Consider the following 1,081-nt stretch of genomic DNA (forward strand, 5'->3'; position numbering starts at 1 on the left):
CAGTGACCCGCTCCAGGCATTGCGTATGATAGAAGAGAGGTTATACCTCAATAGCCTGGGCATTCGCATAACAGCCTCTCCCGATTCAATGCGCGACGCTCTGAGAACGCTATTGCCTGACTATTCACTGGCCAATTTGTTTTTCTCCTTGCCCGCAGAGCTCAGGGATGCTCTTTTTGATCACGAGCTAGGGCTCTTGCTCATAAAGGAAGCACCACACCTTCTCAAATGTCTACCACCGGAACTGCTCACCCCGGCCTTTCTTGATGCCTGCATCGCCAGCAATAAACAGGTTCTTCCCAAGGTGGCCACGATGTTCCCTGATCACCCTATAGACTTTGAAGCTCTGGTGCAGATAGAACCCACAGCTATCGTGGATGTGCCGCACCATCAGCGTACTCAGACCATGAAAGAGCAGGCTATCCGACGCGCCCCCTGGTTGATCGAGAAATTTGAAAAAGAGCCGAACACGGAGTTCAACAGACTGTGCAGGGTGGCGCTGATTCAGGAGGGGGGGGCTCTTAGCTATATTCCCAAGCACCGTATCACGCTAGGTATGGTGAAACAGGCACTGGAGAGCGAACCGGTACCCAGCATATATAATATTCCAGAGCACATGCGTACGCAGGCCATGTGTAAAAAGCTTCTGGAGAAGGCACCGGCGCTTAACAGTATGGATGAGGCACGCCTCTACTACCTTGAAAATTTCCTTGAGCACTTTCCTGATTTCATGCCACATCGGAGCCGTTTTTTTCACTGGCTGGCATGGCTGCCTGTGGCCAGGCGTACCGAAAAACTGTGTGCAGAGTTTATACAGCAGTTTCCAGACGCCACACACTTGATTCCAGAGCCTGTTTTGTCCAGGCACCCGGAATGGCTGCGAGAAAAGCAATCCCCCCCCAGGATGGATAGTCATTATGTTTCCTTGCAGAAGTTCCCACTTCCAGACAGTGGACCGGAAGCCTGTCGAAACTGGTTCAATCACTGTGGGCCACTGGTACAATTTTCAGAAGAAAATCTGCTCCCTGGTACTCCCCCCTGGGTTTGTTTGACTGCCGATCCTAAGGTTCACAGGAACTGG

General features: G+C 51.7%; 1 protein-coding gene. It reads left to right on the forward strand.

The genetic code is table 11. The annotated features are described in order from the left end of the window. Positions 1–25: 25 nt before the first annotated feature. Positions 26–1,081: hypothetical protein (locus E1189_RS01190; protein ID WP_155158286.1), on the forward strand; the 1,056-nt coding region annotated here is incomplete at its 3' end.

The organism is Parendozoicomonas verongulae, assembly GCF_009711465.1.
GTDB lineage: Bacteria > Pseudomonadota > Gammaproteobacteria > Pseudomonadales > Endozoicomonadaceae > Sansalvadorimonas > Sansalvadorimonas verongulae.